The organism is Aquimixticola soesokkakensis (genome assembly GCF_900172375.1).
Classification (GTDB): Bacteria; Pseudomonadota; Alphaproteobacteria; order Rhodobacterales; family Rhodobacteraceae; genus Aquimixticola; species Aquimixticola soesokkakensis.
Genome location: NZ_FWFS01000009.1, coordinates 71785 through 95216 on the forward strand (window position 1 = coordinate 71785; position 23432 = coordinate 95216).

Annotated in this window: 19 protein-coding genes; 9 read left to right on the forward strand and 10 right to left on the reverse strand. The window is 63.4% G+C overall.

Annotated elements, in window-relative coordinates; genetic code table 11:
* Positions 1-61: 61 nt before the first annotated feature.
* Complete coding sequence (gene putA, locus AQS8620_RS12175; protein WP_085837184.1) at positions 62-3481, forward strand: bifunctional proline dehydrogenase/L-glutamate gamma-semialdehyde dehydrogenase PutA; 3420 nt, start codon at positions 62-64, stop codon at positions 3479-3481.
* A gap of 96 nt (positions 3482-3577) precedes the next feature.
* Here putA and AQS8620_RS12180 read toward each other — a convergent pair whose 3' ends face one another.
* The 9 genes from AQS8620_RS12180 to AQS8620_RS12220 form a co-directional block, all read right to left on the reverse strand.
* Positions 3578-4300 (reverse strand): amino acid ABC transporter ATP-binding protein, encoded by a 723-nt coding sequence (locus AQS8620_RS12180; protein ID WP_085837185.1) that lies wholly within the window; start codon positions 4298-4300, stop codon positions 3578-3580.
* Positions 4297-4950, reverse strand: a complete 654-nt coding sequence (locus tag AQS8620_RS12185; protein ID WP_085837186.1) for an amino acid ABC transporter permease — start codon at positions 4948-4950, stop codon at positions 4297-4299. The genes AQS8620_RS12180 and AQS8620_RS12185 overlap by 4 nt, the downstream gene beginning before the upstream one ends.
* A complete protein-coding gene (locus AQS8620_RS12190; protein WP_085837187.1) occupies positions 4947-5621 on the reverse strand; it encodes an amino acid ABC transporter permease in 675 nt (224 codons plus the stop codon). The genes AQS8620_RS12185 and AQS8620_RS12190 overlap by 4 nt, the downstream gene beginning before the upstream one ends.
* Before the next feature lie 70 nt (positions 5622-5691).
* Positions 5692-6519 (reverse strand): transporter substrate-binding domain-containing protein, encoded by an 828-nt coding sequence (locus tag AQS8620_RS12195; RefSeq protein WP_085837299.1) that lies wholly within the window; start codon positions 6517-6519, stop codon positions 5692-5694.
* Positions 6520-6941: 422 nt separating this feature from the next.
* The gene (locus AQS8620_RS12200) at positions 6942-7586 is read right to left on the reverse strand and encodes an aspartate/glutamate racemase family protein (protein WP_085837188.1); all 645 of its coding nucleotides are present in this window, start codon (positions 7584-7586) and stop codon (positions 6942-6944) included.
* Positions 7586-8422 (reverse strand): ABC transporter permease, encoded by an 837-nt coding sequence (locus AQS8620_RS12205; RefSeq protein WP_085837189.1) that lies wholly within the window; start codon positions 8420-8422, stop codon positions 7586-7588. The genes AQS8620_RS12200 and AQS8620_RS12205 overlap by 1 nt, the downstream gene beginning before the upstream one ends.
* Before the next feature lies 1 nt (position 8423).
* A complete protein-coding gene (locus AQS8620_RS12210) occupies positions 8424-9278 on the reverse strand; it encodes an ABC transporter permease (RefSeq protein ID WP_085837190.1) in 855 nt (284 codons plus the stop codon).
* 166 nt (positions 9279-9444) lie between these two features.
* Entirely contained in the window at positions 9445-10710 is a 1266-nt protein-coding gene (locus AQS8620_RS12215; RefSeq protein WP_085837191.1) for an ABC transporter substrate-binding protein, read from the reverse strand.
* A 50-nt stretch (positions 10711-10760) separates the two neighbouring features.
* The gene (locus AQS8620_RS12220) at positions 10761-11735 is read right to left on the reverse strand and encodes an ABC transporter ATP-binding protein (protein WP_085837192.1); all 975 of its coding nucleotides are present in this window, start codon (positions 11733-11735) and stop codon (positions 10761-10763) included.
* 275 nt (positions 11736-12010) lie between these two features.
* Here AQS8620_RS12220 and AQS8620_RS12225 point away from each other — a divergent pair, with 275 nt between their 5' ends.
* Positions 12011-12733 (forward strand): GntR family transcriptional regulator, encoded by a 723-nt coding sequence (locus AQS8620_RS12225; protein WP_085837193.1) that lies wholly within the window; start codon positions 12011-12013, stop codon positions 12731-12733.
* 20 nt (positions 12734-12753) lie between these two features.
* On the opposite strand, the gene AQS8620_RS12230 is transcribed toward AQS8620_RS12225, so the two are convergent.
* Positions 12754-14193 carry an aminotransferase-like domain-containing protein gene (locus tag AQS8620_RS12230; protein ID WP_200809627.1) on the reverse strand — a complete coding sequence of 480 codons (1440 nt, stop codon included), beginning with the start codon at positions 14191-14193 and terminating at the stop codon, positions 12754-12756.
* 152 nt (positions 14194-14345) lie between these two features.
* Between AQS8620_RS12230 and AQS8620_RS12235 the strand changes: the two genes are divergently transcribed.
* The 7 genes from AQS8620_RS12235 (at position 14346) to AQS8620_RS12265 (ending at position 23432) form a co-directional block, all read left to right on the forward strand.
* Entirely contained in the window at positions 14346-15263 is a 918-nt protein-coding gene (locus AQS8620_RS12235) for a DMT family transporter (protein WP_234990477.1), read from the forward strand.
* A 77-nt stretch (positions 15264-15340) separates the two neighbouring features.
* Positions 15341-16468 carry a metallophosphoesterase family protein gene (locus AQS8620_RS12240; protein ID WP_085837194.1) on the forward strand — a complete coding sequence of 376 codons (1128 nt, stop codon included), beginning with the start codon at positions 15341-15343 and terminating at the stop codon, positions 16466-16468.
* A gap of 1 nt (position 16469) precedes the next feature.
* Positions 16470-19208 (forward strand): AAA family ATPase, encoded by a 2739-nt coding sequence (locus AQS8620_RS12245; RefSeq protein WP_085837195.1) that lies wholly within the window; start codon positions 16470-16472, stop codon positions 19206-19208.
* A gap of 111 nt (positions 19209-19319) precedes the next feature.
* The gene (locus tag AQS8620_RS12250; RefSeq protein ID WP_085837196.1) at positions 19320-20816 is read left to right on the forward strand and encodes an alkaline phosphatase; all 1497 of its coding nucleotides are present in this window, start codon (positions 19320-19322) and stop codon (positions 20814-20816) included.
* Between the two features lie 85 nt (positions 20817-20901).
* Complete coding sequence (locus AQS8620_RS12255; RefSeq protein ID WP_085837302.1) at positions 20902-21366, forward strand: hypothetical protein; 465 nt, start codon at positions 20902-20904, stop codon at positions 21364-21366.
* A complete protein-coding gene (locus AQS8620_RS12260; RefSeq protein ID WP_200809628.1) occupies positions 21353-22057 on the forward strand; it encodes an ABC transporter ATP-binding protein in 705 nt (234 codons plus the stop codon). The genes AQS8620_RS12255 and AQS8620_RS12260 overlap by 14 nt, the downstream gene beginning before the upstream one ends.
* A complete protein-coding gene (locus AQS8620_RS12265; protein WP_085837197.1) occupies positions 22050-23432 on the forward strand; it encodes an ABC transporter permease in 1383 nt (460 codons plus the stop codon). Before AQS8620_RS12260 ends, AQS8620_RS12265 begins: the two co-directional genes overlap by 8 nt.

Below are 23432 nucleotides of genomic sequence, written 5' to 3' on the forward strand. Positions count from 1 at the left end.
TTTGGTCACAACGGCCAGTCAGCCCGCGATATTCAGGTCAAAACACAAACCGGAGTGGACTATGGCCGATCTATCCTTCGAGACCTTTGCAGAGCCTGCCAAAACGGCCCCCGACGCGCCGGTTCTGGCGCAGCTTGTGGCGCAGGCGGCGCTTTCGCCGCGCGCGCGCGGCGCCATCTGCGCGCGGGCGGCGGGGTTGATCCGCCAGATTCGCAAGGACGCAAATCCGGGGGTGATGGAACAGTTTCTGGCCGAATACGGTCTCTCGACGGCGGAAGGCGTGGCGCTGATGTGTCTGGCCGAAGCCATGTTGCGCGTGCCCGATGCCACCACGATCGACGCGTTGATCGAAGACAAAATCGCCCCCTCCGACTGGAGCAAACATCTGGGGGAGGCTACATCGCCGCTGGTCAATGCCTCGACCTGGGCGCTGATGTTGACGGGGCGGGTGCTTGACGAAGGGGACCCGGCAATTGCGCGGGTGCTGCGCGGCGCGATCAAACGCATAGGCGAGCCGCTGATCCGGGTGGCAGTGGGCCAAGCGATGAAACAGATGGGCCGCCAGTTCGTTCTGGGCCAAAGCATCGAAACCGCGCTGGAGCGCGCGCGCGGCTTCGAAAAAAAGGGCTATACCTACAGCTACGACATGCTGGGCGAGGCCGCGATGACCAAGGCGGACGCAACCCGCTATACAGCCGCCTATGAAAAGGCCATCGCGGGGATCGCGCGGGCCGCGACCCATGGATCGGTCGAGGCAAACCCCGGTATTTCGATCAAGCTCTCCGCCCTGCATCCGCGCTATAGCGTCGCGCAGGAGGCGCGCGTCATGGCCGAACTGGTGCCCGTCGTGCACGGTCTGGCGCTGAAAGCGAAAGCCGCCGGAATCGGGTTCAATATCGACGCCGAAGAACAGGACCGGCTTGTTCTGTCGCTGAAGGTGATCGAGGCGGTTGTGTCGCAAAATGATCTGGCCGGATGGAACGGCTTTGGTGTCGTTGTGCAGGCCTATGGCAAACGCGCAAGCCAGACGATTGACTGGCTGCATGCCCTTGCCACGCGATATGACCGCAAGATCATGGTGCGGCTTGTCAAAGGGGCCTATTGGGACACCGAAATGAAGCGCGCGCAGGTCGAGGGGCTCGCGGGTTTCCCGCTGTTCACCAACAAAGCGGCCACGGATGTGAGCTACATCAGCAACGCGCGCAAGTTGCTGGACTACAGCGACCGCATTTACCCGCAATTTGCCACGCATAACGCCCATTCGGTTGCGGCAATTTTGGAGATGGCCAAGGGGCGCGCCTTTGAATTCCAGCGTCTGCACGGCATGGGGGCACAGCTGCATGACATTGTTCTTGCACAGGAAAAGACCCGCTGCCGGATTTATGCCCCCGTGGGTGCGCACCGCGATTTGCTGGCCTATCTGGTGCGCCGCTTGCTGGAAAACGGCGCAAATTCGTCTTTCGTGAACCAATTGGTGGATGAGGATGTCAGCCCCGAAGACATCGCGGCCGATCCATTTGCCGCGCTGGAGCAGGCGCGCGCGCCCGGGGCGCTTTGCGCGCCGCAAGATCTGTTTGCACAGGAGGGGCGCGTCAATTCAAAGGGGTTTGATCTCTCGGATGAGGCCACGTTGAGCGCGCTTTTTGCAGCGCGCGACACGGCCTTGCCACTGGCCCATCCGATCACGCGGCGCCCCGCCACGGGCACGCATTTGGCGGTGCATAATCCCGCCACGGGCGCGGTGGTAAGCTCGGTGTTGCAGGGCGATGGCGCGACAGCCCTGCGCGCGATAGAAGATGCCCGCCTGTGGGACGCTCCCGTGGCCGAGCGCGCGAAAGTGCTGCGCAAAGCGTCGGATCTGTTCGAAGAAAACGCGGGGGTGATCTTTGCCACTCTGGCGCGCGAGGCGGGAAAAACCCTGTCCGATTGCGTAGGCGAACTGCGCGAAGCGGTTGATTTCCTGCGGTATTACGCCGATCAGGCCGAGGCGCGCGATGCCATCGCCGCGCGCGGCATTTTTACCGCCATCAGCCCGTGGAACTTTCCGCTGGCGATTTTCACCGGACAGGTCGCGGCGGCGCTGGCTGCCGGAAACGCCGTGATCGCAAAGCCCGCAGAGGCCACGCCAGTCATCGCGACACTGGCCGTCACGCTGATGCATCGGGCGGGCGTTCCGGCCTGCGCCTTGCAACTTGTGACCGGCACGGGGGGCGAGGTGGGCCGCGCGCTAACCTGTGATCCGCGCATCAACGGGGTGGTCTTCACCGGCTCGACCACCACCGCGCAGGCCATCCGCCGCGCGATGGCCGACAGGGTGGACCCGGGCGCGCCGCTGATCGCGGAAACCGGCGGTCTGAACGCGATGATCGTCGATTCCACCGCGTTGCCCGAACAGGCCGTGCGCGACATCGTGGCCTCGGCGTTTCAATCGGCCGGACAACGCTGTTCGGCCCTGCGCTGCCTCTACGTTCAGGAAGACGTTGTGCCACATTTCATGGAAATGCTCAAAGGCGCGATGAACGAACTCACGCTTGGCGATCCTTGGGACTTGCGCACCGATGTGGGGCCGGTCATCGACCAAACCGCCTATGACGCGATTGCCGGCTACCTTGCGCAGGCCCGGGAAAAGGGCATGATCTTGCATCAGGTCGCGGTGCCCGACACTGGTCTGTTCATCGCGCCAACGCTGATCAAAGTGGGCGGCATTGCCGATCTCGGGCACGAGGTGTTTGGCCCCGTGCTGCATGTCGCGACCTTCAAATCCAAACAGATCCACAAGGTGATCGCGGATGTGAATGCGCGCGGTTTCGGGCTGACCTTTGGGTTACACACCCGTATCGACACACGGGTTCAGGAGGTCGCGGATGGCCTCAACGTTGGCAATATCTATGTCAACCGCAACCAGATCGGCGCGATTGTCAGCAGCCAGCCCTTTGGCGGCGAGGGCCTGTCGGGCACGGGCCCCAAAGCGGGCGGGCCGAGCTATCTGACACGCTTTGCCGCGCCGGACCCGATGGCGGATCAGTTGGTCCGGAACTGGGACAGGGAATGTGACATCCAGGCCTTGCGCAAAGCCTTGGCTGATAAACCTGCCGGTAGACTGTTGTCCAAAACCGATTTGCCCGGGCCTACCGGTGAAGCAAATACCCTGCGGCTTTATGTGCGTGGGCCGATCCTGTGCATGGGGCCGGGTGCGGCCGCCGTCGCGGCGCAGGTGGCTGCCGTCGAGGCGCTGGGGGGCGTCGCGCAGGCTGTGGACGGGGCGCTGTCGCCCGCCGATTTGACGGCGCTTGACGGGTTTGATGGGGCCCTCTGGTGGGGCGGGGAGGCACGCCTTTTTGCGCAGGCGCTGGCCGCGCGCAACGGGCCAATTTTGCCACTGATTACCGCCATGCCAGATCGGGGGCATGTCACCCACGAGCGGCATCTGTGCGTGGACACCACCGCCGCGGGCGGCAACGCGGCCTTGCTTGCGGGCTAGGCCCCCGCAAGGTCCCCCGCAAAGCTGGACCACCCCATCGGGCATGAAAAAGCCGCCGCCCCTGTGTGGGCGGCGGCTTTTGTGCTGTGGCAGCGCCTAGCCGATGGTGGACAGGAAACGCTGCAGGTCGGGGTCTTGGGGATTGGTCATCACCTGCTCGGGCGGGCCGATTTCGGCCAGAACGCCTTGCTTGAAAAAGGCAACGCGATCAGACACATCGCGCGCAAAGCTCATTTCGTGGGTGACGACGATCATCGTCATGCCCTCGGAGGCCAGCAGGCGCATGATGTCCAGAACTTCCCCGACCAGCTCGGGATCAAGCGCCGATGTCGCCTCGTCAAACAGCATGTATTTGGGTTCCATCGCCAGCGCACGCGCAATCGCCAGACGCTGTTGCTGGCCACCGGAAAGTTGCGAGGGGTAGTGGTTCAGCTTGTCGCCCAAGCCCACATGCACCAATTGCTTTTCGGCAATCTCCTGTGCTTCTTTGCGGGATTTTTTCGTCACGACGCGCGGTGCCAGTGCCACGTTTTCAAGCGCTGTGAGATGGGGAAAGGAATTCCACTGCTGGAACACCGTGCCCAGTTTCTGGCGCAGCTTGTTGATGTCGGTGCCCTTGGCATGCACGTCGATGCCATCCACGGTGACCTTGCCCGCATGGATGCTTTCGAGCGCGTTGATGCAGTAGAGCAGCGTGGATTTCCCCGAGCCGGACGCACCGATGAGGGAGACGACTTCGCCGTTGTCCACCGTCAGGTTGATGCCTTTCAGCACCTCCAGCTCGCCAAAGGATTTACGCAGGTTTTCAAGAACGATCATGATTTTTGCCTCTGTTCGTAGCGCGCGCCCATGCGCGACAGCGGATAGGAGATGGCGAAGTAGATCAGGCCGACGATCAGCATGATTTTGACCGACTCCTGCGTGCGGGTGTTGAGGATTTGCGAGGCACGCAGCAATTCGACATAGCCGATGGCCGAGACCAGCGCGGAATCCTTGATCGTCGCCAGCGCAACGCCCAGCCACGACGGAAAGGCGGTGCGCAGCCCCACGGGGGCGGTGACGTGGCGCATTTCCTGCCAATAGCTCAGGCCAAGGCAGCGCGCGGCATTGCGCAGGCCCACAGGCACGGCCTCGATCCCCGATTGCACCACAACCGCAACGAGCGAGGCGGTGTAGATGATCAGCACGATAGTGCCCGACCAAAAGGCAGGCATCGGAAACCCTGCGATGGCGATAAAGCTGTCAAAGAGGATCAGCTGGATGAGCAGCGGCACGGAGCGAAACACATCAAGCACCGCCATGACCCCAAAGGTCAGCGCGCGGTTTTTGAGCGACATCAGCCAGCCGAAAACCATGCCCAGCAGCGTGCCGATCAGGATGGAAACCACCGAAATCTGGATGGTTTTCCAAGCGCCTTCCAGCAGAAACCACAGATCGCTCCACTGGAGGGTTGTAAAGACCTGGGTCATGGGCGCGCCCTTTCTGCCCTGAAGAGGGGCCGTCCCAAAAGGCGCATCAGGATCAGCGCAATTTTGGCAATCAGATAGTAGATCACGGCGGTGGCGGCGAAAAATTCAAAGGTGCGGAAGGTGCGCGAGTTGAAATACTGCGTCTCCCCCGACAATTCGCGCAGGCCCGCCAGCATGCCAAGAGACGAAGCCAGAATGACCCATGTGAACTGATTGGTCATCGGTCCGTAAATGGCGCGCAGCACCTGCGGAAGCACGACATAGCGCAGGGATTGCAGCTTGGTCATACCCAGCGTGCGCGCGGCCTTGTCCTGACCGGCGGGAACGGCATTAAAGCCGCCGCGATAGGTTTCGGCCATGTAGCCTGCGCAGTTGAAGGTCAACGCGGCGACAACGGCCGTAAAGGAGCTGAGGAAAATGCCGAATTCCCCCAAGCCCCAGTAAAAGACGAAAATCTGGAACAGCGAGGGGGTGTTGCGCGCAATTTCAACCCAGGTCGAGCCAAAGCCGCGCAGCAGGCGCAGGGAACTCGCGCGGCAGAAATACAGCACCAGCCCGAACATAAGCCCCAGTGCCATGGCGATCAGCGAGACCTCAAGCGTGACCAGCGAGGCTTTCAGCAGATCGGGCAGCGCCTGGATGACGGGGCGCCAGTGGAATTGATAATCCATCAATCTGACCTCTCAAAAGAAGCGACGACAGGACCGGGCCTGTCGTCGCCGTTGGGGAAGTTTTGGAGGCTTAGTAGTAGACGCCAAAGGTCGTGAGATCGGGCATTTCGCCGCCGATATGGGTCTCGTAGAGGCCCGCGAGGGTGCCGTCACGATAGGCGTGGTTGATGTAGAGGTTGAGGTAGTTGATCCAGCCGTATTCGCTGCGCTGGGTCATGAAACCGACGATATCCGCACCAAAGGGGGCCACGGGACCGGCTTTGAGGCCGCTGAAGCTGTCGGAGGACAGGATGTTGGCGATGGCGGTATCGGTGGCAATCCCCGCTTCGACGCGGCCTTGGGACACGGCAAGATAGGTGTCGTTTTCCGCCTGGAAGGTGGTGATTTTACCTTTGCCATCGGGCCAGTTGGCGTCTTTGTAGTCCGAGAGTTCGGTCTCGTAGGTGGTGCCGACGGCCACGCCGACATTGGCATCTGCCAGATCGTCCCATTCGGTGATCTCGCTGTCGGCGGGCAGCAGCGACTGGAACTGGAACACCATGTAGGGGATCGAGAAGCCAACGGTTTGCGCGCGCTCCAGCGAATCCGAGGAGGAGGCAATGGCGACATCCGTGCGGCCCGAAATCAGCGAGGGAATACGCTCGGCCCAGGTGACGCCGACGATTTCGGGTTCAACGCCCATCCGTTCGGCAAGGTCCGTGCAGATGTCGACATCCATGCCCGCTGGGTTGTTATCCGCATCGCGGTAGCCCATCGGCGGAAAGTCCAGCACAACCGCGCAGCGCAGCGTGCCCGAACCCAGAACATCATCAAGTTTATCGGCCGCAGCCGGTGTCGCAAAGGTGGTGCCAATGAGGGCCAGCGCACCGAATGCGCCCAGAACTGTCGTGTGTTTCATAAGACTTCCCTGATCGTTTTTATGTTTCATATGGCGTGAAGGTACACGCATTGCCTTAGTCGAAATGACTAAAGGGACGTGGCGGTATAGGCGTATCGGCTAAAACAGCGCTGCGTTGCAGGAAAGTTGAAATAGATATTCTCCCGCAGCCGTCGCATGAGCAAATCCTGTCTCGATTCGCTCTCTCCCGCCCGCAAGCCTATCGCCCTGCGCGCCATTTGGGAACCGGATGCGCCCCGACGCCCTTCACCGTGGCAGGGGATGCGAAACCGTGGCGGAAAATCTGGGGGTCACGCTTGGGGGGGGCAGGCCGGGGGGCAGGCCGGGGGGCAGGCCGGGGGGCACGCGCCCGAAGACTGCCCCGCAGACCGCCCCGAACTGGCAAGCGGATGATTTCGCGTCAGCAGCGGGAAAAAGGTGCCTCAGGCGGGCTGCACGGTAGCCATGGCAAGACGGGCCGAGGCCGCAACGCCGTCAATCAGCGTCACCCCTGTGCGGGCGCGCAGGTCCTCAGCCAGGGGCGACATGCCCGCACAGCCCAAAATAACGGCCCCCGCATCGCGCGCCGCCTCGCTTATGGCGCGCGCCAGATGGGCGCGGGTCCGCGGCGATCCTGCGTCGATTTCGAGCACGGGCAAACCGCTGGCACGCACCCCCTCACACAGCCCCGCAAAGCCGGAGTCGGCAATATTTTGCGCAATAACGGGCACGGAAACCGGCAGCGACGTGACAACGCAAAACCGCAGGCCCAACAGGCTGGCCATCGTGTAGGCCGCTTGGCCAATGCCCAGCACGGGGCAGGTCACGGCGGCGCGCGCCTGTGCCAGTCCGGTGTCGTCGAAACAGGCGATGACGATCGCATCTGCACCGTCATTTGCCGCCGCTGTGACCTCGCCAAGCAATCCGGGCAGGGCGCTTTCGCCGTCCTCGGGGCCCTGGATCGCCGGGGGCGCGGCGCGGTTGGTGCGCCCGCTGATCTGCGCCTGGGGTGCGGCGCGGCGCGCGGCGGCGACGATGCCATCGGTCATGGCTTGGGTCGCGTTGGGATTGACATAGACCAGCCGCATCACAGCCCCTGACCCGCGTCGGATCCCCGGCGCGCCCGTCTGCGGCCCATGCCCCAGACCAGCAGCAAAAACACCACGATGATCCCGAGCGAAAACAGGGTGGTAAGCGTGCCAAGCGCGTAGATCACCGGCGTTGTCACGTTGGTGGTCATGCCGAAGATTTCCAGCGGCAGCGTGTTGTAGCTGCCTGCCGTCAGCAGGGTGCGCGCGAATTCGTCGTAGGACAGGGTAAAGCCGAACAGGCCGACCCCGATCAGTGACGGCGCGATGATTGGCAGGATCACAAAGCGGATGGTTTGCCACGGGGTTGCGCCTTGGTCGCGGGCCGCTTCTTCGAAGGATTTGTCAAAGCGGTTGAAGACGGCAAACATGATCAACAGGCCAAAGGGCAGGGTCCAGGTCAGCTGGCTGCCAAAACCCGAGGTTGCCCAATGCACCTTGAGGCCGAGTTGGTTGAAAATCAGCCCCACCCCCAGCGAAATCAGGATCGAGGGGATCACCAGCGAGGTAATCGCAAGATAGAACAACACCCCCGAGCCGGTGAATTTCTTGCGAAACGCCAGACCGGCGGTGACGGCGACAAACAGCGTGGAGACCATCACCATCAGACCCAGCGCAAAGGAGCGGCGAAATGCGCCCCAGATGTCGCCGACCGCCTGTTGCTGGAAAAGTTCCGCAAACCAATGGGTCGAGACACCATTCATCGGAAAGGTCAGCCCACCGCGTGGCCCCTGAAACGACAGGATGCCGATGGTGAGGGTTGGACCGTAGAGAAAGATCAAGAACAGCGTGAAAAATCCCGCCAGCAGGTAAAAGGCGCGCGACCGCGTTTCCATCTTAAAGCTCCTTTCGGATGTTGACGAAGCGCAAGAGCACCGCGATGACCAGCAGCACCGTGCACAAAAGCACCACGGCCGTTGCCGCCGCCGAGGGGTATTGCAGCAGGGAAATATCGTTGGAAATCAGGCGACCCACATTGGCTTTCTGACTGCCCGACATGAAGCGCACGGTGATGAAATCCCCCATCACCAGCGTGACCACGAAAATCGTTCCGATCATGATTCCGGGCTTGGTCAGGGGCACGATCACATGCCACAGCGTTTGCAGCGCCGTTGCGCCATTGTCGTAGGCCGCTTCGATCAGGGATGTGTCGATGCGCATCATCGTGTTGAAAATCGGCACCACCATGAACAGCGTGTAGAGATGCACAAAGGCCAGAATGACGGAGAAATCGGAATAGAGCAGCCATTCCAGCGGCGCGTCGATAACGCCCCATGACATCAGCGTCTGGTTGGCAATTCCGTTGCGCCCCAGAAAGGGAATCCACGAAATCATGCGAATGATGTTGGAGGTCAGAAACGGGATGGTGCACAGCAGGAACAGCACCGTCTGCATGGCCTGTGTGCGCACGTAGAACGCCAGAAAATAGGCAACCGTAAAGCCGATCCCAAGGGTGAAGGCCCAGGTGATGAAAGCGTATTTGAAAGTGGCAAGGAACACCTTGTAGGTCACGGGCGAGCCGAACAGAAAGGCGTAGTTGTCAAACTGGAACGCAGGGTAGATCGAAAATTCGGTCGCCCCCCAGAAGCTGACAATCACGATCATGATGATCGGCGCCACAAGGAAGCACAGCAATACCAACCCGAGGGGCGCGGCCTGAGCATAGGCGATGAGATCACGGGATTTAAACATCAAACCTCACAGGAAAAAGCGGAAAAAAAAGGGGGGAGCGCGCTGGCCGGTCGTGCAGGGCAGGCGCATAGGACAGGCCTAGAGGGCAGGCACACAGGGCAGGCACACAGGGCGGGCGTATAGGGCGAGGGGCCACAACAGCCCCCCGCCCGCCGTTACGCCGCGCTTAGGACGCGATGAATTCGTTCCACTTGCGCACCATGTACTGGTTTTCATCCATGACGGAGTTCCAGCAGGCCACAGCGCCCATGCGATCCTCGTAGGAGCCGCCATCGCGCACGTCGCCCGCCGCTGCAAGCTTGTCGCCCGTGGGGCTGACGATGTCGCCCGTTGCGGCCTTGCCTTCGTACCAATAGCCCCATTCGTTCTCGGACATGAAATCCTTGGAGGTTTGCGGCACCGCCGAGTAGTAGCCCTGGCGCATCAGATAGCCGCCGACCCAGCCCGACAGATACCAGTTGATGTATTCGTAGGCGGCATCCAGTTCCATGCCGGTGAGGGATTTCGACAGGCCCAGACCGCCGCCCCAGGAACGATAGCCCTCTTTGAGCGGCTGGTAGACGCAGTCGATCCCGCGCGATTTCACCGCTGTAATGGCGGGCGACCACATCGACTGGATGACCACTTCGCCCGAAGCCATCAGGTTGACGCTTTCGTCAAAAGATTTCCAGAAGGCACGGAACTGTCCGGCTTTTTTGGCTTCAGTGAAGATCGCAAAGGTCTTGTCGATCTCTTCGGGGGTCATGTTGCCCTTGTCGCCATAGGTGATTTCACCCATCGCCTCGCAGACCATCGCCATATCCATGATCCCGATCGAGGAGATATCAAGGATCGACGCTTTGCCCTTGAATTCGGGGTTCAACAATTCGGCCCAGCTGTCAATCGGGCGCCCGATCAGGTCGGGGCGGATGCCCAGCGTGTCGGCGTTGTAAATCGTCGGGATCAGCGTCATCCAGTTGGTGACCTCATCGGCAAACTCCGTCGCGCCCGGCTCGGGGATAAAGCCCACCGTAGAGGGGGCGGTGCCTTGGGCGATGGTGCTGTCGGGGGTCAGTTTTCCGGTGGTAAAGATGGGCGAGATTTTATCGAAATTGGCAATCCGGCTTACATCCATCGCCTGCAAATTGCCCGTCGGCCAGACTTTTTTGCAGATCCAGTATTCGATATCGGCAATGTCGAAACTATCGGGCTGGGTGGCTGCGCGCTGGGTGACGCTATCGGAATCAAGCGCCGTCATCGCCAGGTTAAAGCCCAAATCCTCTTTCACTTTGGTGGCCACATCGTTGAGGTTGGACACGCCCGTGCCGAACTGGCGCAGGGTGATATCCTTGATCTCCTGCGCCCAGACCATGGGGGCGGGAAAGGCAGAAGCGGCAGCGGCAGCCGCGCCGCCCTTAAGCACAGCGCGACGGCTGTAACGCATTTTAGTCATGACAAAGTCCCTTGTTGGAAAACAGTTTTATGGTGTTGGAAGGGTGGTTTTTATGATTGGAGACGGTGAACCCGTCCCTCATCCCAAGCGAGCATCACCGCATCGCCCGGGTTTTTCGGGTTGTCGAAAAACGCCGCTTCGGGAACGAGCGCAAGCACGTCTTCACCGGCGTTCGTGTGGCTTGTGACCGCAACATGGCCGCCTTGGTACTCAACCGATGTCACCTGCGCAGGCAGGCCGCTGGCGCGCAGCTGCACCTCATCGGCGCGCAGGGCGACTTTGTGACCGTCAAGCGAGATCACGTTGTGCCCGCCCATGAACCGCGCGACGAATTCGGTTTTGGGGGCCGACCATACCTCGCGGGCGGGGCCGGCCTGTTCGATCACCGCATTGTTCATCACCACCAGCGCATCCCCCAGTGCCAAGGCTTCGTCCTGACCGTGGGTGACATGGATGAAGGTGATGCCAAGCTCGCGCTGGATGCGCTTGAGCTCGGCGCGCATGCGGATGCGCAAGAACGGATCAAGCGCCGAAAGCGGCTCGTCCAGCAGCAGAACCTTGGGCTCTGTGACCAGCGCGCGCGCCAGGGCCACGCGCTGTTGTTGCCCGCCCGACAGCTGCGCGGGCAGGCGATCCGCGTAGCGTGTCATATCCACCAGTTCGAGCAGCGTGTTGGCGCGGGCGTGGCGCGCGGCCTTGTCGATGCCTTTCATCCGCAGCGAAAACGCCACGTTGTCGCGCACGCTCAAATGGGGAAACAGCGCGTAGTTTTGAAACATCATCGCCGTGCCGCGCTTGGCGGGCGCAAGGGCGGAAACATCGAACCCGTCCAGAACGACCGAGCCGTCCGACACGGTTTCATGCCCCGCGATCATGCGCAGTGTCGAGGATTTGCCACAGCCCGACGGACCAAGCAGACAGACATAGCTGCCCGGCGCAAAGCGGTAGTTGATGTGGTCCACCGCCAGAGTAGTGCCGTATTTCTTGGTCAGATTGACAAGTTCAAGATCGTATCCACCGCCCATATCCGCTCCTTGGTTGATGCTGCGCTGCGCTCCTGCCTTGTGGCTTTGGGGCGCGGCTCTGTCTTATGCTCACGTCATGAACAGGGCGGGCGACCAGTGTTTGTCGTGCGCGCAGACGGGGCAAACCACGGGATGAGGAAAATTTGAGCATCCCGTGAGGGAAGTTTTCATTTTTTGCGCACAAAATTGTATACAACATTGAAGACAGCCCCCGCAGACCATTGCGCTTGCCTCTCTTGCGCCGCGAATCCAAGGGTAGGGAGAAAGGACCGATTATGACCGAGTTGCCGATTTCCCCCGATGATGCCACGCGCGCCCAGGCGGACCCGGGCGGGCCGCTGACAGCCGACCTGTTGTTTGCCAAATTGGAACTGGCGATTCACGAACATCGCCTCGCACCGGGAACGAAACTGGGCGAGGACGAGCTGGGCGATATTTACGGGGTCAGCCGCACCACCGTGCGCGCGGCCCTGCAACAGCTTACCCATCTGCGGCTGGTCGAACACCGGCGCAACCGCGGAGCCTTTGTGGCACAGCCGACCGTGCGCGAAGCCCGCGAGGTCTTCGAGGCGCGCGCGCTGCTGGAGCCGCGAACCGCGCGGTCTGCGGCGCAGCGCATGACCCCGGCGCATATCGCCGCGCTTCAGGCCCATATCGACGCTGAACATGCGGCCCTGCATGACGGCGATTACGGGCGGGCGCTGTATCTGTCGGGGCAGTTCCACATCGACATCGCCCGGATCGCCGATCAGGACACGATTGCCGCCTTTATCACCCAGTTGATTTCGCGCTCGTCGCTGATCATCGCGCTGTATTGGCAGCGGCGCGCGGCGATCTGTGAAAGCCACGCCCATGATGCGCTGATTTCGGCCTTTGCCGATCAGGACGGCGCACGCGCGGAAGATCTGATGAAAAGCCACCTCTTGGATCTGGTGACCTCGCTGGACCTGCGCAACAAAACCTCCGCTCCGCCCTCATTGAAGGCGGCCCTGTCGTAAAAACCGCGGTGAGGGGCCCCTCAGGGGCGCGCGGCCTGCAAGGCCTCGCCAAGGCGCGCGAACCCCTCGGGCGTGCCCATCTGGCTGACGTTGAACCGCATGAACCCTGCCTTGTTTTGCGCGGCGCTGAACACATTGCCCGGGGCCAGCACCAGATCGCGCGCCAATGCGTGGCGGGCAACCTCGGCGGCGTCCACCCCGTCGGGCAGCTCGCACCACAAATAAAACCCGCCGCGCGGCTGGACCCAAGGCACGATACCGCGCCCCGACAGCTTGCGCGCCACCTCGCGGCGGCGCTTGGCAAGGCGCAGGCGCAGCGCCTCCATGTGTTTGTGGTAGCTGCCATCGCTCAACACACTGTCGATCAGCGCGACCACAAGCGGAGAGGGGCCGCCAAAATTGGTGGCCACCTGCAGGTCGACCAAAGCCTCGATCCAGTCGGGATGGGCCGCGATAAACCCGCAGCGCGCCGAGGCCGAAAGGGTTTTGGAAAACGAGCCGATGCGGATCACCCGCTGTAGCCCGTCCAGCGCGGCAAGGCGCGGGGAGAGGTCGGGTTCGAACTCTGCGAAGATATCGTCCTCGATCACCGTCAGATCATGGGCGCTGGCAAGGCTGAGCACGCGGTGGGCAACCTGTGCGCTCATCGTCGCCCCCGTGGGATTGTGCAGCGCGCTATTGGTGATGTAGAGGCGCGGGCGATGGGTCTTGAGCGCCGCCTCGAAGGCCGCGATATCCGGTCCCTCGGGGGTGTAGGGCACCGAAACCAGTTTAATGCGATGCGCCCGCAACAGCGCCTGAAAGTTGAAATAGCACGGATCGTCCACCAGCACGGTGTCGCCTTGCGATAGCAACAGGCGACAGATCAGGTCGATCGCCTGACTGCCCGAGGCGGTAAGCAGAATTTGCGCAGGCTCGGCCGCCAGCCCCTGTGTGGCAAAGCGGCGCGACAACAGGTTGCGCAGCGCGACCTCGCCTTTGGCACTGCCGTAATAGGCCAACAGCGGATCGTCGGCGCGCGCCAGTCCGCGCAAGGCACGGCGCATGGCCTCTGTGGGCATCCAGTCGGCGGGCAGCCACCCGCAGCCGGGTTTATGCGCCGCAACATCCGCGTCCAGCGACTGGCGCGAGACCCAGAGGGGATCGATGTCGCGTGCGCGCGCCGTATCGATCTGGGGCAGGCTGCGCGGGCGCAGGGCGGCGGTATCGCTGACAAAGAACCCCGCGCCGCGCCGCGCATAGATCACTCCCTGCGCCACGAGACGGTCATAGGCCTCGACCACCGTAGAGGGCGACACCGACAGCGCCGCCGCACAGCGCCGGATCGAGGGCAGCTTTTCGCCTGCCTCAAGTTCGCGGCGCGCGATCAGCTGTGTGACATGATCCATCACGCGCCGGGTGCGGCTTTGCGATGGTTGAAGCGCAGCGTCGGGTACAGTTTCGGGCGCGGTTTCGGGCATGGGGCAGGGTCCTTGGGCGTCAGCGGGGTAAACTGTATGGGTGATTGTCTCGGTACAGTTTGGTGAAATTGTATGGGTTTGTATCTGTTGCCACCAGCCCCAAGCCGCTACCCACAAGAAAACATTCCCTACCCAAAGAAAAAAGAGGCCCCATGCAGAGTTTTACCGGATTGCGCAGCACAGGCCTGCGCCAGATGTCGCGCCAAAGCGCGCGGACAAGCGGCTGGGGTGCGGGGCTGATCGGCATGTTGATCTTTAGCGGGTCCCTGCCTGCGACCCGCCTTGCCGTCTCGCAGCTGACACCGCTGTTCTTGACGGGTGCGCGGGCGGTGATCGCCGCCCTGATCGCGGCGGCCCTTTTGCTTTTGCTGCGCCAGCCCATGCCTGCGCGGCGGGATGCTGCCTCGCTCGTCATCGTGGCGCTGGGCGTTGTGGCGGGGTTTCCGCTGCTCACGGCGCTGGCGTTGCAACAGATCGACGCGGCGCATTCGGTGGTCTTTATCGGGCTTTTGCCCCTGTCGACGGCACTGTTCGGGGTGCTGCGGGGCGGCGAGCGCCCCCGCGCTGCCTTTTGGCTGTTTTCCCTGATGGGAAGCCTGTCGGTCGCAGGCTTTGCCCTGTGGCAGGCGCGTGGCGGCGGGGCAAGCCTGCTGGGCGATGCCTATATGCTGGCGGCGATTGCGGTCTGTGGTCTGGGATATGCCGAAGGGGCGACCCTGTCGCGCCGCTTGGGAGGCTGGCAGGTGATCTGCTGGGCCTTGATCGTGGCGGCCGCGCCGATGCTGGTGCTCGCCCTTGTAACGCGCCCTGACACGCTGGCAGGGCTGCCCGCCCCCGTTTGGGCCGGTCTTGGCTATGTGTCGGTCTTTTCGATGCTGATCGGATTTGTGTTCTGGTATCGCGGCCTGGCCCTGGGGGGGATTGCGGGCGTGGGGCAGTTGCAACTCTTGCAGCCCTTCTTTGGTCTGTTGCTGTCGGCGCTGGTGCTGGGGGAAACCGTCGCGCTCGGGATGGTGGCGGTCACCGGGTTTACGGTGGCCTGCGTGGCGGGCGCCAAACGGTTCGCCTGACGGGCGCATCGGCTCTGGCCAATCGCGGCGCAAGGCGGCAAGTTGGCGCGACACCGACCGTGCAGGGGAGCCTACCAGTGCCGCAAGCGTTTACCTTCGTCCATTCTTCCGACCTGCATCTGGGCAAACCCTTTGGCCGCTTTCCCGAAGATGTGCGGGTGCGCCTGCGTCAGGCCCGCGCCGATACGCTGGCCACATTGGCAGAGGTCGCGCGCGCGCATGGCGCAGGGCATATCCTGCTGGCGGGGGATACCTTTGACCAAACGACCCCCGCGCCAAAGGTGATCCGTCAGGCGCTCAACCAGATGCGTGCGCAAAAGGATGTGATCTGGGTGGTGATGCCGGGCAACCACGACCACGCCAATGCGACCGAACTCTGGGCGCAAATCGCGCGCGACAAACCCGACAATGTGATCGTTGCCGATGCCCCGTCGCCGATTGCGCTGGCGCAGGATGTCGTGGTTCTGCCTGCCCCGCCTTTCGAACGCCATCCGGGACGGGATCTGACCGACTGGTTTGACGGCGCGGACACGGGGACGGCGATCCGCATCGGCTTGGCGCATGGGTCGGTGACGGATTTTGACAGCTCCGAGGAAGGCGGTTCTTCGGTCATCGCGCCCGACCGCGCGGCGCGCGCGGGGCTGGCCTATCTGGCGCTGGGCGACTGGCACGGGCAACTTGAGGTCGGGGCGCGCAGTGCCTATTCGGGCGCGCCGGAAAGCGACGGTTTCAAACATAGCCACGCGCCTGTGGCCTTGGTCGTGACGGTCGAAAGCAACGCCGCCCTGCCCAGGATTACCCCCGTTTGCACAAGTAAAATCAACTGGCTGCGCTGCGATTTTGATGTCACCGGCCATGCGGATGCTCTGGCGGCACTGGCGGCGCTGATGCCACCTTTGGCGCAGCGGGCACAGGTCTTGATGGACCTGCGTCTGTCGGGCCGTATCCGCGCGCCCCAACGGGTCGCTCTGGAACAGGCGGTGGCGCAGATTGCCCCCGATTTCCTGTGGCACCGCGCCGATTTTTCGGCGCTGGGGTTGTTGCCCGACACTGCTGATCTGGATGTTCTCGACAGCCACGGCGCGCTGCGCGCGGCCGCGCAGACGCTGGCGGATGCGGCGCAAGACCCCGCACATAGCCAAGAGGCGTGCGCCGAGGCCGAAGCGGCCCTGTCGCTGCTGTTCAGCTTTGCGATGGAGACGTAAGATGAAACTATTGTCCCTGCAGCTCACCAACGTGCGCAAATTTGCCGGAAAAACCGCCACGATCAGCGGCATCGGCGACGGGATCACCGTGGTGTCGCAAGCCAATGAATTTGGAAAATCCACCTTTTTCGATGGGATCTACGCGCTGTTTTTCGAAAAATACGGCTCCTCGGCCAAGCCGGTAAAATCGCTTCAGCCCTATGGGGGCGGCGCGGTGGAAGTCGCGGCGGATATTGCGACGCAAACGGGGAGGTTTCGGGTTGAGAAACGGTTCCTGTCGCGCAAATCCGCGCGCATCATCCGCCTGTCCGACATGGCCGTGGTGGCGCAGGACGACGAGGCGGAGCGCTGGATTTCCCAGATGCTTGGCGCGGGCAAGGCCCAGAGCGGGGGCGGGGGCGAGGGGCCCGCGGGACTGTTGTGGGTGCGCCAAGGGGTCTTGGGCCTTGAGGCCGAAACCCCCAAGGACAGGGCGGCGATGACCGAGACGCGGCGCGATCTGCTGTCCTCGGTGGCGGGGGAAATCGACACGATGACCGGTGGGCGGCGCATGGACCGCGTGATGCGGCGCGTGGCCGAAGAGCTTGGCGTGCTGCACACGAAAACCGGACGGCCCACCGGTGCGTTCAAAGCGGCGCTGGATCTGGCGACGACCTTGGAAACGGATCACGCCGCGCTGGAGTCGCAAGTCACCGATCTGGAAGAGGCGCTGGGCGCGCGCAAGGCGGCAAGGGCCACGTTGCAGCGCCTCGCGGATCCTCAGGCAACAGCGCTGCGCGCGCAGGCGCTCGAGGCGGCGCGCCGCGATCTCGAGGTGGCGCAGGCCCATGCGGGAAAAGTGGCGCAGGCGGCGCAGGCGCTCAAGCTCGCGCAGCTCGCCGCAACGGGGGCCGATCAAAGCCTTCAGGGCTTTTTGCTGGCGCAAACGACTCTGGATGAGGCGCAAAAGGCCCAAGAGGCCGCCAGCGGACAAGCCCGCGCTGCGGACAGGCAGGTCCGCGATCACAAGGCCCGTCACGCAGAGGCGGCAGCGGTTTTGGAAGCGGCCCGGACGCGCCTTGCACAGGCGCGCCAGCGGTTGGATGTGGCCCATGGGCAGGCGGATGCGCGCGCGGCCCAAGGCGAGGCGCGCCAGTTGGGCGATCAGATCACCAAGGCACAGGCCCAGATATCCCTGCGCGACACTGCGCTTGCACGGGTGAATGCCTGCGGGGCAACCGCTGCGTGGCTGTCGCAGGTCGAGGCGCAGGCGCGCGAGGTCACGCAGCTTGCCGGGCAGGTGGCCGCGCAGACCACCACCCTGCGCCTGTCCTACGCGGGACAGGACGGGGGAGGCGACGGGCGGGGCGACGGGGCGGGCGACTCGGGGCGGGTTTTGCTGGACGGGCAGGTTTTGGCGGCGGACCGTGACGTGACGGTGAGCGGCACGCAGGTTCTGACGCTCGAGGGCATCGGGGCGCTTGAAGTCCATGCGCCTGCGCCCAGCGGCGATGCGCCGGAGCGCTTGCGCCAGGTACAGGCGGATCTGGAGGCGCTTTTGGCGCAGGTGGGGGTGCAGACGATCGTCGAAGCACGCGCGCGCGCGACTGCCCGTCAGGAGGATGCCGCGGCTGTGGAGCTTGCACGCGCGGTGCTGGTGACGCTGGCGCCTGAGGGACTAGAGGCGTTGCAGGCCGCCAAGGCCGCCGTCGATCTGCGCGCCACCGCGGCGCGCGCGCCGCGAGCTTCGCAGACAGACAGTCCCCAAGACACAGACAGTCCTCAAGAGACGGACATACCGGACGAGAGCATCGACGCGCTGCGCGCCACCGTCACCCGATTGGAGGGCGAAGAGGCCAGCGCGCGCCGTGACGCAAGCGGCGCACAGGCCGACCACAGTCAGGCGCGCGAAACGGCGATCAGCGCAGAGGCCACCCTGCAGGTCGCACAGGACTCTCTGGCGCGCGCCCAAGGCCAGGCAGGGCCGCCCGAGGACGTGGCGGATCGGCGCGCGGCGCTGTTGCAGGCACAGGCCGAGGCGGCTGAGGAATTGCGCGTGGCGCAGGCCGCTGACGCCGACCTGCGCGCCTCGGCCCCCGACCTTGCGACCGCCGAGGCGGAATTTGCGCGCTGCGAACAGGTTGTGGCCGAGGCCGCGCGCCAAAGCCGCGATCTGGGCGAGCAGCACGCGGCATTGACGGCGATGATCCAGACGCTGGCGGGCGGCGGGATCGAGGAGCGGCGCGACGAGGTGGCGGGGCAGCTTGAGGCGGCGCGCGCCGATGTGGCGCGCTTTGCGGCCCAAGCCGGGGCGCTCACGCGGTTGCGCGATGCGCTTGAGGCCGAACGCCAAGCCGCGCGCGAGACCTATTTTGGCCCCGTGCAGGAAGAACTCAAGCCGCTGCTGGCGATCCTGCACCGCGAGGCCTCGTTGCAGTTCGACAGCGACAGTCTTTTGCCGGCGGGGCTGAGGCGTGGCGCAACCGAGGAGGGGCTGGAGGATCTGTCGGGCGGCACGCGCGAACAGATCGCCATTCTGACGCGGCTGGCCTTTGCGCGGCTGTTTGCGCGCCAGGGGCTGCACATGCCGATCGTGCTGGATGATGCTTTGGTGTTTTCCGACGATGCGCGCATCGTCAAAATGTTCACAGCCCTCACGCGGGTGGCCCAAAACCAGCAAATTCTGGTGTTTTCCTGCCGACAGATGGCCTTTGAAAATCTGGGCGGCACGCGGCCGCAGGTCACGGTCGAGCAAGCGTAAGCGGCGTTACAAAACCTTCATCCGACTGTCGCAGAACTGTCGGCCATCCCGCCTAATCGGTGCCTCAGGTAAACACCTGCTTAAAAATAAGCGAACACCGTGAGGGATAGAATGAACAAGCTTTTCACAGCTTCCGTGCTGGCGCTGGCCACCGCATCCACCGCTTTTGCCCAAGATCTGCCGCAAGCCGGCAGCACTTGGTTCACCGATGGCCAAGCCACCATCGAAACCATGCTGGCCAAACAGGCCAACACCGGCCGCGCGCTGAACGTGATCTTGTTCGTGGCCGACGGCAACGGCGTGGCATCGAACTACATGAACCGCATGTGGGCCGGTCAACAAGAGGGCGGCATGGGCGACGACTACGTTCAGCCTTTCGAAGCCTTCCCCGAACTGGCGCTGGTGAAAACCTACAACATCAACGCCCAGACCCCCGATTCCGCCCCCACCGCCGGCGCGATGAACACCGGTGTGAAACAGCGTTTCAACCTGATCAACCTCGGAGAGAACGCCGTTCACGACGATTGCTCGACCGTGGCTGGCAACGAATTGACGCTGTTCTCGGAACTGATGACCCAAGCGGGCAAATCCGTGGGCGCCGTCACCTCCGCCCGTCTGACCCATGCGACCCCGGCGGCTGTCTACGCGAAAACCGCCAACCGCAACTGGGAAGACGCCGTGCCCGAAGGCTGCACCGCCCAAAAAGACATTGCGTCCCAATTGGTTGACGCGATGAAAGCCGGCACGCTCGACGTGGCGTTGGGCGGCGGCGCGCGCTACTTCGTTCCCGAAGGCACCGAGACCCCGAACGGTGGTCAGGGCGGTCGCGCCGACGGTGTGAACCTTGTGGAAATGGCCCGCGAGGCAGGCATCGACATCATCGCCGACAAGGCCGAGCTGGACGCGCTCGACGGGTCCAAGCCCGTGCTTGGTCTCATCGCCGACAGCCACGCCGCCTATGAAGCGGATCGCGCCGAGACCGAGCCCTCGCTTGCCGATATGACCAAACGGGCGATCGAACTGCTCTCGACCAACGAAAACGGCTTCTACCTTGAAGTTGAATCGGGTCGCGTTGACCACGCCAACCACGCCACCAACGCCAAACGCGCCATGATCGACGGCAAAGCCTTTGCCGATGCTGTGGCCATGGCCGATGAGATGACCGATGATGCCGACACGCTGATCATCGTCACGGCCGACCACGAGCACGCCATCGCGATGAACGGCTATTGCGGTCGCGGCACGCCGATTGACGGTCTGTGCTTTGATGTGGCCCAGACCGGCATCCTGCATACCGACGAGCCGGTGCTTGCCGCCGATGGCAAACCCTACACGGTTGTGGGCTATTTGAACGGGGCCTCCTCGGTTCTGGTCGAACAGGAAGACGGCACGTTTGCCGCGCCCGATGGGCGTCCCGACCTGACTCAGGAACAGGCCCAGGACATCGACTACACCCAACAGGTGCTGATCCCCAAAGACAGCGAAAGCCATTCGGGTGTGGATGTGGCGCTCTATGCCAAAGGCCCCTGGGCGCATCTCTTTGATGGCACCGTCGAGCAGAACTACATCTTCCACGTCATGGATTACGCTGTAAACGCGGGCGAATAAGCCTGCGCCTTGCGATAGAGTTTGGGGGAGGCCGCCGCGCGTGGCCTCCCTTTCCCGTTCCATCGATATTTGAAAGGGGCCGATGATGTTGACCCGCCGTTCTTTCCTTGGCCAGAGCCCGCTTGCGCTTTTGGGGGCAGGCCTGAGCACGCCGTTTTTGATCACCGCAGCACAAGCGGCGCCCCAGGCCGGCGATGCGCCGCTGAAAATCCGCGACCTCTATGACAAGGGGGCCGTGCTGTCGCCCCGGGCCCGCGCGCTGGACGGCACGCGCATCGCCATTTCGGGTTTTATGGCGCCGCCGCTCAAGGCCGATGCCGCGTTTTTCGTGCTGACCAAAATGCCCATGGCAACCTGTCCGTTTTGCGAACCCGGCGTTGAATGGCCCGACACGATCCTGCCCGTCTATTCCAAACGCAGGGTCGATGTGATCCCTTTCAACGTCCCGATCGAGGCGCGCGGCGTGTTGCGCCTGTCCGAATTCATCGACCCCGAAACCGGTTTCTGGAGCATCATCCGCCTTGAGGACGCCCGCTATGCGCGCAGCTGAGGCAGCGGCCTTGCCGCTGGATCTGTCGATCAACGGCCTTGTGATGCACGATCCCGCGGGGCGGGTGTTGCTGGATGTTGCTGACCTGTCGGTGCGCGCAGGCAAAAGCCTTGGCATCTGCGGGCCTTCGGGGGCGGGGAAATCCACGCTTTTGCACGCGCTGAGCGGCCTGCGCCGCGCCACCTCGGGGCAAATTCTTTGGGGTGAGCACGATGTGCAGGCGATGACGCCTTCCCAAAGTGCCGCCTTTCGCGCGCGCTACACGGGTATGATATTTCAGGACTTTTTGTTGTTTGACGAACTTTCTGCGTTGGATAACGCGGGTCTTGGCGCATGGTTTCGCCCCCGCGGTGAGCGCGCAAAGCCGCGCAGCAAAGCCGGGGCCATTTTGCGCGACCTTTCGGTGCCCCAAACCGCGCGCAGCGTCGCCAGTTTTTCGGGCGGCGAGCGTCAGCGTGTCGGCGTGGCCCGCGCGCTGGCCAGCGATGCCCTGATCCTTTTGGCCGATGAACCCACCGCCAGCCTGCACCGCGCGGCGGCGGAAAAACTGGGCGACGATTTGGTGGCGCTCAGCCGCAGCGGGGGCGCAACCTTGATCACGGTCAGCCACGACGAGGCGCTTCTGGCGCGGATGGATCGCGTGATCCGGCTGGAAAACGGAAAGATTGTCGCAGGGGACGCGCATGTTTGATCTTTGGGCCAGAGTGCCGAACCTTGCGCAGGACGCGCTGGTCGCCTGCGCGCTTTTCCTGCCTTTGGGGCTGATTGCGACCGCGCTGTGGCGCGGCTTTGCGCCGCTGCCCCTGGTGCGCGCCATGCTGCGCCGCTTTTGGGGTACAAATCTGGTGTTCGTGGTGCTGATCGCGGTGTCGGTCGCGATGGGCATCGCGCTGATCGCCCAAGAGCGGGCGCTGCGCGCGGGCATGGCGCAGGCGGCGGATAAATTCGACCTTGTGATCGGCGCGCCGGGATCGCAACTGTCGCTGTTGCTGGCCTCGGTATTCTTGCAGCCCTCGGATGTGGCGCTGGTCTCGGGCGCGCTTTATGACGAGGTGGCAAAGGCGCAAAATGTTGATATCGCGGCCCCTTTGGCCTTTGGCGATAGCTTTGAGGGCGCGCCCGTCGTGGGCACGATCGCGGATTTTTTGACCTATCTCAGCGATGACAGGATCGAGGGGCGTGTGTTTGGCGCAGAGACCGAGGCGGTGATCGGGGCGCTGGTGCCCCTTGAGATTGGCGCAGAATTTTCCCCCGCCCATGGCAGCGTCGCGCTGGAGGAAGACAGCCATGCCCATGCGGGCGTGCATTTCGAGGTTGTGGGCCAAATGGCGCGCACCGGCACGCCGTGGGACCATGCGATTTTGGTGCCGATCGAAGCCGTCTGGGAGGTGCACGGTCTGGCCAATGGCCACGCCCCTGCGGCGGCGCACGACGACCACGAGACCCACGCGCATGCGCAGGATGAAGACCACGCCGCGCGCGCGCCGGCGGCGCATCCCATCGGCCCGCCCTTTGATCCGGCTTATTTCCCCGGAACCCCGGCCATCGTTGTCCATACCAGTGAACTCTGGGCCAATTACGCGCTGAAATCCCAGTTTTCGCGCGATGGTGAGGCGATGGGTTTTTTTCCCGGCACGGTGCTGGCGCAGCTTTACGGCGTGATGGGGGATTTGCGCCAAGCGATGTCGGTGATGTCGCTCGTCAGCCAGGGGCTGGTTGCGGCCGCCGTCCTGTCGGGCCTGTTCATCCTGATGCGATTGTTTCGCCGTCAGGTCGCGATGCTGCGCGCGCTCGGGGCGCCCAACCGCTTTGTCGTGGCGGTGATCTGGACCTATGCGACCAGCCTTTTGCTGGCAGGCACGGTGGCGGGCGTGATTTTGGGGGCCGGGGCGGCGCAGGTTCTGTCGCTGGTTGTCACGGCGCGCACGGATGTAGTGGTCACGGCAACGCTTGGCTGGTCCGAAGTGCATCTGGCGCTGGGATTTTTATGTGGTGTCAGCCTGCTGGCGCTTTTGCCCGCCTGGGGGGTGTTGCGCCGCCCGGTGGCTGAGGGTTTGCGCGCCTAG